Origin of the sequence: Bradyrhizobium sp. 31Argb, from assembly GCF_043638955.1 — a bacterium.
In the GTDB taxonomy this organism is placed as follows: Bacteria; Pseudomonadota; Alphaproteobacteria; order Rhizobiales; family Xanthobacteraceae; genus Bradyrhizobium.
This window is the reverse complement of the sequence record NZ_JBEGDB010000360.1, coordinates 1-6,638: the sequence shown is the minus strand read 5'-3', so window position 1 is coordinate 6,638 and position 6,638 is coordinate 1. Positions and strand designations below refer to the sequence as shown.

Annotated in this window: 8 protein-coding genes; 3 read left to right on the top strand and 5 right to left on the bottom strand. The window is 63.2% G+C overall.

The genetic code is table 11. The features are described from left to right. Nucleotides 1-173 precede the first annotated feature (173 nt). Nucleotides 174-1,115, bottom strand: coding sequence for an aldo/keto reductase (locus tag AAFX91_RS37410; RefSeq protein ID WP_394569847.1), 942 nt, complete (start codon nt 1,113-1,115; stop codon nt 174-176). Nucleotides 1,116-1,408: 293 nt separating this feature from the next. After that, on the bottom strand, nt 1,409-2,233 hold the full coding sequence (locus tag AAFX91_RS37405) for a PAS-domain containing protein (protein ID WP_394569846.1): 825 nt from the start codon (nt 2,231-2,233) through the stop codon (nt 1,409-1,411). A gap of 224 nt (nt 2,234-2,457) precedes the next feature. Between AAFX91_RS37405 and AAFX91_RS37400 the strand changes: the two genes are divergently transcribed. Next, nucleotides 2,458-2,811 carry a DMT family protein gene (locus AAFX91_RS37400; protein ID WP_130584202.1) on the top strand — a complete coding sequence of 118 codons (354 nt, stop codon included), beginning with the start codon at nt 2,458-2,460 and terminating at the stop codon, nt 2,809-2,811. Between the two features lie 161 nt (nt 2,812-2,972). Here the strand turns inward: AAFX91_RS37400 and AAFX91_RS37395 are convergent, their stop codons facing one another. The 3 genes from AAFX91_RS37395 to AAFX91_RS37385 all read right to left on the bottom strand — a co-directional run bounded on the left by AAFX91_RS37395 (nt 2,973) and on the right by AAFX91_RS37385 (nt 4,172). Further along, entirely contained in the window at nt 2,973-3,113 is a 141-nt protein-coding gene (locus AAFX91_RS37395) for a hypothetical protein (protein WP_282532337.1), read from the bottom strand. 61 nt (nt 3,114-3,174) lie between these two features. After that, complete coding sequence (locus AAFX91_RS37390; RefSeq protein WP_394569845.1) at nt 3,175-3,351, bottom strand: hypothetical protein; 177 nt, start codon at nt 3,349-3,351, stop codon at nt 3,175-3,177. Nucleotides 3,352-3,518: 167 nt separating this feature from the next. Continuing rightward, the gene (locus tag AAFX91_RS37385) at nt 3,519-4,172 is read right to left on the bottom strand and encodes a glutathione S-transferase family protein (protein ID WP_394569844.1); all 654 of its coding nucleotides are present in this window, start codon (nt 4,170-4,172) and stop codon (nt 3,519-3,521) included. A 337-nt stretch (nt 4,173-4,509) separates the two neighbouring features. Here AAFX91_RS37385 and AAFX91_RS37380 point away from each other — a divergent pair, with 337 nt between their 5' ends. Next, on the top strand, nt 4,510-5,712 hold the full coding sequence (locus AAFX91_RS37380) for a pyridoxal phosphate-dependent aminotransferase (protein ID WP_394569843.1): 1,203 nt from the start codon (nt 4,510-4,512) through the stop codon (nt 5,710-5,712). A gap of 196 nt (nt 5,713-5,908) precedes the next feature. Beyond that, nucleotides 5,909-6,391, top strand: a complete 483-nt coding sequence (locus AAFX91_RS37375) for a DUF992 domain-containing protein (protein WP_130584118.1) — start codon at nt 5,909-5,911, stop codon at nt 6,389-6,391. Nucleotides 6,392-6,638: the final 247 nt, after the last annotated feature.

Below are 6,638 nucleotides of genomic sequence, written 5' to 3'. Positions count from 1 at the left end.
CGTTTGAGATTTCGACAACCTCATTCTGGCACAACTGATGCCGTAGGGGGCCGTCCACCCCATCAACCACAGGGAGTGGTTGTGGCGCGAGCAAGCGGTTACGGCGAAGCACATCACAAACGCCTGTGGTTATGGGTCCCGGGTCAAGCCCGGGACGACGGCGTCATGTGTGGTTAGCTCTTCGTGATCGCGTCGATCTGCGCCAGCTCTTCCGCGCTCAACGTCCACTCGATCGCCTTGACGTTCTGCTCGACCTGCTCGACGCGGGTGGCGCCGGCGATCACGCTTGAGACTTGCGGGCGTGAGGCGAGCCAGGAGAAGGCGAGTTCCAGCAAGGTGTGGCCGCGCTCCTTGGCGAAGGCCTGGAGTTTGTCGACGATATCCTCGTTGCGCGGCGTGATGTAGCGGTCGCGCAGCATCGGCATCTTGCCGAAGCGCGTGTCCGCAGGCGCCGCCGTGCCGCGCTGGTATTTGCCGGTCAGCAGGCCGCTTGCGAGCGGGAAGAACGGCAACAGGCCGAGATTGTATTCCTGAGCTGCCGGCAGCAGGTCCTTCTCGATGTCGCGTACCACGAGGCTGTATTCGTCCTGGCAGGAGACGAAGCGGTTCACATTCATCGCACGCGCGACATATTCGGCTTCCGCGATGCGCCAGGCCGGGAAATTCGAATTGCCGATGTAGCGCACCTTGCCCTGCCGCACGAGATCGTCGAGCGCACGCAGGGTTTCGTCGATCGGCGTCAGCGGGTCGTAATCATGCTGCTGGTAGAGATCGATGTAGTCGGTCTTCAATCGCCTCAAACTCGCTTCGACCGCGGACATGATGTAGCGCCGCGAGGCGCCCTGTTTAGTGCCGTCGGTCGCCATCGGCTTGGAATATTTCGTCGCCAGCACGATGTCCTTGCGGCGATCGCCGAGCACAGTGCCGAGCACCGTCTCCGAGCCGCCCATGCCGGCATAGATGTCGGCGGTGTCGAACAGGGTGATGCCGAGATCGAGCGCGCGGTGGATCACCTGGCGCGAGGTTTCGAGGTCGGTGCGCTGGCCGAAATTGTTACAGCCAAGGCCGACGGCGGAAACGCGCAGGCCCGAGCCGCCGAGATTGCGAATTTGCATGGAGCGATCCAAAAAACAGAAGGAAAGGGAACGCATTGTGGCCCGCACGCCAGCACCCCGCAAGGCGGCGCCGGGCTCGCACGTCATCGTCGGCTGCAGTGCAGCCATGAGCGGACGTCGCGCAAAAAAAAGCGGCCCCGGTCAGACGCGGCGACTGACGGGGACCGCTCGGGGGGCGTGTGATCTGAGACGGGGGGCCTGATCAAACGCGTAAGAAAGCCTAGCCGTGCTTTGTTACGCCCCGGTGACAGGCAAGTTATCCACAGCCGTCGGCGTGGCCCACTTAATCCGCGCTATTCGGCGGCGCGCAAAGCCGAGCCAGGCCCGCGATCAGGTGCACGACCGATGCCGCGCAGGGAGCGATAATAGTCCGCCTTCTTCGGATCGTCGGTGCGGCGCACCAGGTCGGTCACCGGCGTGTAGCTCAGCATGCGGCCGCCGTCGGGCAGTGCGGTGCAACTGAAGCGCAGCACCTGGCCGTCGGCGAGGTTGATGTTGATCGGGGTGGAGTCGCCGATCCGCATCAGTTCGATGCGCCGCGCGATGAAGTCGTTCAATTCGTGCTTCGGCAATTCATATGCGCCGGTGTCGCGGCCATGATACATCAGCGCGATGAACGGCGGTTTGCTTTCGGCTTGTTCGTCCGATAGCGCGAAATAGTCGCGGAAGGCGCGGTTGATGAACTCTGCTCGCGTGTCCGAATCCAGCAGCACGATCCCGATGTCGACCTGGTCGAGCGCGGCCTTCAAGCGCTCGGCGGTGGCATGATGCTTCTGCTCCCAGGCGAAGGCATCGATCCATTTTCGCCTGAGCACGGCGGTGATGACTGCGGTGACGGTAGCGGTCGCCGCCAGCATCGCCATCCGCGCCAGGTCCGACAGGTCGTAGCCGGGCGTCGCGCGATGGTTGAGGAAAAAGATCGCCGAGCCCGCCACCGCAATGGCCGCGCTCAGAAGGCCCGATGCGATGCCGCCGACGGAACTCGCGAGCGCGACAATGCAAACGAACAACGGCGCCGGATTGGGCACGGCGGCGAGATGACGGTCAACGGCGAAGGCGGATAGCGCTGTCGCCATCGTGAGGGCAGGGCTCAGGATCGTGCGCCAGTTCAACTGCATGCTTGCGCCTCGTTACAACCGAGGATAGGCGCGCAGTTTGACGACGGATTTCGCTTGCGGCGGGATTTTGCGCGTCACGCTTAAGAGGGGTTTGATCGCGCGCGCCAAGCTTTCGCATTGTTGGAGTCAAATGCTATGCGAATTGCCTGGAACCAGTTCCGTGGCATGGATCGCTCGAGAAGATCTGCTCGGATGCTGTAGCGGACCATTGCAAGAGGATATCGATGCCCACGATTTCGCCGACCATCCTGCCGATCCTGATGCTGTTTGCGTCCAACATCTTCATGACCTTTGCCTGGTACGGGCACCTGAAGTTCAAGGCGAGCCCGCTGCCGGTGGTGATCATGGTAAGCTGGGGCATCGCCTTCTTTGAGTATTGGCTTGCCGTGCCGGCCAACCGCTGGGGCAGCGCGGTCTATTCGGCGGCGCAGCTCAAGACCATGCAGGAGGTGATCACGCTGGTCGTGTTCGCGGGCTTTTCCGTGCTCTATCTCAAGGAGCCGCTCGGCTGGAACCACGCACTCGGCTTTGCGTTCATTGCCGCCGGCGCGTTCCTGATCTTCCACAGGTTCACCTGATCGGTTGCGCAATTCGTAGCCCGGGTGGAGCGAAAGCGTAACCCGGGACATCTGCATCAGCGTTTACGGGCGGTCCTGGGTTACGCTGGCGCTCCACCCGGGCTACGGCACTGTTTGAGTGGAGAGGGAATCGCTACCGCTCCAACCGGAACTATCTCGCACTACTTCGCTGCGCGGGGCAGGACGCGCAGCACGGGCGGGCGATCCTCGCCGCGGGTGCCTGTGACGATCAGCAGCGAGGCCGCGAGCAGGATCGCGACGGTCAGTCCAACCGTTACCAGTCCGACAGGTGTCTTCAACATGCTCTGGTCGCGATCTCAGTCATCGCGCCTTGCGTTGGTTGACGATTCTGAAACCACCGGATCAGGTCGAAAGCGGCAGCGCCATCGTGACCTTGATCGACAGCATTGTCCGCGTGACCACAACACACAGTGACAACGCGCCGATCGTGACCGAGGTGGCGGTCGCGCTCGCCAGTCGGGACGGGACTGCTGGCGCGGGGCGGCTCTTGGAGCCGGCCGTGCCGTGCGACCATGTCATGGTCCAAATCCTCACATGCGCGGGCGAATCACCCACGTTGTCTGCTGGAGGATTCGCAATCGTCGCCGGCAATATTGCGGCGGCGACCGTGCGAAAAATGGCAAAATCACGGCGTAGTGGGAGGTTTTGCCCGTAATTTTACGGGCTATACCCAGAATTCCCGCTATTCAGGCCCCTGCGGCGATGCCCGCGGTGTCGTCGATTTCGGCCACCTGTCGCCAGTCCATCGCGACGAAGCCGGGCACGTGCTCGACCCGCCTGAGCCAGGCGCGGATCGCCGGAAAGGTGGCGAGGTCGAAATCGCAGCGGTCGGCGAGGTGGGTGTAGCCGTAGAGCGCGATGTCGGCGACCGTGAGCTGGTCGGCGGCGAAGAAGCGCGCGATCTTGAGATGGTTCTCCATCACTTGCAGCGCGGCATAGCCTCGCTCCATCCAATCCTCCAGCGCGTGGGTCTGGAGGTCGCGGCCGCCCTTCACCAGTGATAGCCAGAAATAGGCCGCGCCGATATTCGGCTCCAGCGCATGCTGTTCGAAGAACATCCACTGCAGCGCCTCCGCCCGGTCGATCACCGACTCCGGCGCGAGCGGCGTGCCGCCGGCGACATACCAGAGGATGGCGTTGGATTCGGCGAGATAGCGTCCGTTCCCGACTTCAAGCAGCGGCACCTGGCCGCTCGGGTTCTTCGCCAGAAACTCCGGCGTGCGGCTCTCGCCGCGCAGGATGTCGATCTCGACGGCCTCGTAGGGCGTATTCAGCAGCGCCAGCGCAAGGCGAACCTTGTAGCTGTTGCCGGAGCGCTGCATCGAATAGAGCTTGTACATCTTGCCCGAGTTCACCAATCGAAGGGCGTTAGTGGCAGTTGGCGCCGCAAACGCAACCCCACAATGATGCCGATGGGGGTGCGTCGCAAGACCTGCAGGATGGAAAAAGTTGAAAACCGCTCCCGCAACGCACGCGTGCAGAATGATTCCATTGGCACAGCAACGATCACGCCTCTGCTATCAGGTGATCGCAGCGGGTCTGACCGAGGGTGCGCGAAGTGAAGCTGCGGCAAAAGTGCCGAGGAAACCCTGCTTTTCGCTTGCCGCTGCACCGCAACAGTCCTAGAAAAGGTCGTGCGCCGTTGTGCGTTCTTTCCACCAAAATTTGGAGACGATGATGTCCTTCCTGTCCGCTGCGCTTGACCGTGTGAAGCCGTCCGCGACGATCGCGGTCACGGATAAAGCACGCGCGCTGAAAGCGGCGGGCCGCAATGTCATCGGGCTGGGCGCCGGCGAGCCGGACTTCGATACGCCTGCCAACATCAAGCTGGCGGCGATCCATGCGATCGAGGCCGGCAAGACCAAGTACACCGATGTCGGCGGCATTCCCGAGCTGAAGGAGGCGATCATCGCCAAGTTCGAGCGCGAGAACGGCCTCAGCTACAAGCCGAACCAGGTGATCGTCGGCACCGGCGGCAAGCAGGTGCTCTACAACGCGCTGATGGCGACCATCAATCCGGGCGATAAGGTCATCATTCCCGCGCCCTATTGGGTGAGCTATCCGGAAATGGTCGCGCTCGCCGGCGGTGAATCGGTGCCGGTGGTGTGCACGGCCGAGCGCGGCTTCAAGCTCGGCGCAGAGGATCTGGAAAAGGCGATCACGCCGAAGACCAAATGGATCATCCTCAACTCGCCGTCGAACCCGACCGGCGCCGCCTATACCCGCGCCGAACTGAAGGCGATCACCGATGTGCTGGTGAAGCATCCGCATGTCTGGGTGATGACCGACGACATGTACGAGCACCTCGTCTATGACGACTTCGCCTTCACCACGCCGGCGCAGATCGAGCCGAAGCTCTACGACCGCACGCTGACGGTGAACGGCGTCTCCAAGGCCTATTGCATGACCGGTTGGCGCATCGGCTATGCCGGCGGCCCTGCGCAGCTCATCAAGGCGATGGCGACGATCCAGTCGCAGTCGACCTCGAACCCGTCGTCGATCTCGCAATGGGCCGCCGTCGAAGCGCTCAACGGTCCGCAGGATTTCATTCCCGTGAACAACAAGGTGTTCAAGGAACGGCGCGACCTCGTGGTTTCGATGCTGAACCAGGCGACCGGCATCGACTGCCCGCGGCCGGAAGGCGCGTTCTACGTCTATCCGTCCTGCGCCGGCACGATCGGCAAGACATCGCCGAGCGGCAAGGTGATCGAGAACGACGAGGACTTCGTCACCGAACTGCTGGAGAGCGAGGGTGTCGCGGTCGTGCACGGTTCGGCCTTCGGCCTCGGCCCGGCGTTCCGCATCTCCTACGCCACCAAGACCTCGGATCTCGAGGATGCCTGCAAGCGCATCCAGCGCTTCTGCGGCAATCTGCGATAGTCCGATCGGTCGAGCGAGAATGAGAGGCCCGCGCAAGCGGGCCTTTTTATTGTTCTTGAAGATGACGGAGCGCAACTTGGTTGCGCCGCCAATCTGGTACTGCCTTGAAGCTTGTGGCATAGACGAGCACGCGCCGCGGGCGGGCGCGATCCTTCGTTTCACCTCACGTCACATCTTTTCAGCCGGAGATATCTTCATGCGTCGCTTCGTTCTTCGCGCGGGCACGGCCATCGTCATGCTCGCATCCGTCATCACCGGCGCCAGCGCGCAGCAGCCGGAGCGCGTGCGGGTTGGGGTCCTGGAATGTCGCGGCGGCGCCAGCGTCGGCTTCATCGTGGGATCGGTCACCCATCTCGGCTGCGTGCTGCGCGCCGAGGGCGTGCCGGAGGACCGCTACATCGCGACGATCCAGAAGGTGGGCCTCGATATCGGCATCACCGAGGAGACGGCGCTGGCCTGGGGCGTCTACGCGCCGGTCTCGCGGATCGGGCCTGGTGACCTCTCCGGCAATTATGCGGGCGCGCAGGGCAGCGCGACGCTCGGCGTCGGTGTCGGCGGCAACGTGCTGGTCGGCGGCTCCAACAATTCGATCGCGCTGCAGCCGCTGAGCCTGCAGGGCCAGGTCGGCCTCAACGTGGCCGCCGGCCTAGCGAGCCTGGAACTCCGGCCGGGGCGCTAAGGCCAGTGCCGTAGGGTGGGCAAAGCGAAGCGTGCCCACCCTACGACTTTGACGAAGACACATGCGCGATGCCAGTTGATGTGCCCTCGCCCCTTGTGGGAGAGGGCAGCTCAGGCGCGGGCCACCAACACGTTTGGGTGAGGGGTTCTCTCCACGAGCGCTGTCACTCGCGGAGACAACCCCTTGTATCTGCACGGGCATGATTTGTGCGATGGAAGCGATTTAGCGTCTTGGCCGGTGGCCACCG

Excerpts from the sequence above, each read along its gene's own strand:
- AAFX91_RS37390 (WP_394569845.1), bottom strand. The coding sequence starts at position 3,351 with ATGACATGGTCGCACGGCACGGCCGGCTCCAAGAGCCGCCCCGCGCCA.
- AAFX91_RS37385 (WP_394569844.1), bottom strand. The coding sequence starts at position 4,172 with ATGTACAAGCTCTATTCGATGCAGCGCTCCGGCAACAGCTACAAGGTT.
- AAFX91_RS37380 (WP_394569843.1), top strand. The coding sequence starts at position 4,510 with ATGTCCTTCCTGTCCGCTGCGCTTGACCGTGTGAAGCCGTCCGCGACG.
- AAFX91_RS37405 (WP_394569846.1), bottom strand. The coding sequence starts at position 2,233 with ATGCAGTTGAACTGGCGCACGATCCTGAGCCCTGCCCTCACGATGGCG.
- AAFX91_RS37410 (WP_394569847.1), bottom strand. The coding sequence starts at position 1,115 with ATGCAAATTCGCAATCTCGGCGGCTCGGGCCTGCGCGTTTCCGCCGTC.
- AAFX91_RS37375 (WP_130584118.1), top strand. The coding sequence starts at position 5,909 with ATGCGTCGCTTCGTTCTTCGCGCGGGCACGGCCATCGTCATGCTCGCA.
- AAFX91_RS37395 (WP_282532337.1), bottom strand. The coding sequence starts at position 3,113 with ATGTTGAAGACACCTGTCGGACTGGTAACGGTTGGACTGACCGTCGCG.
- AAFX91_RS37400 (WP_130584202.1), top strand. The coding sequence starts at position 2,458 with ATGCCCACGATTTCGCCGACCATCCTGCCGATCCTGATGCTGTTTGCG.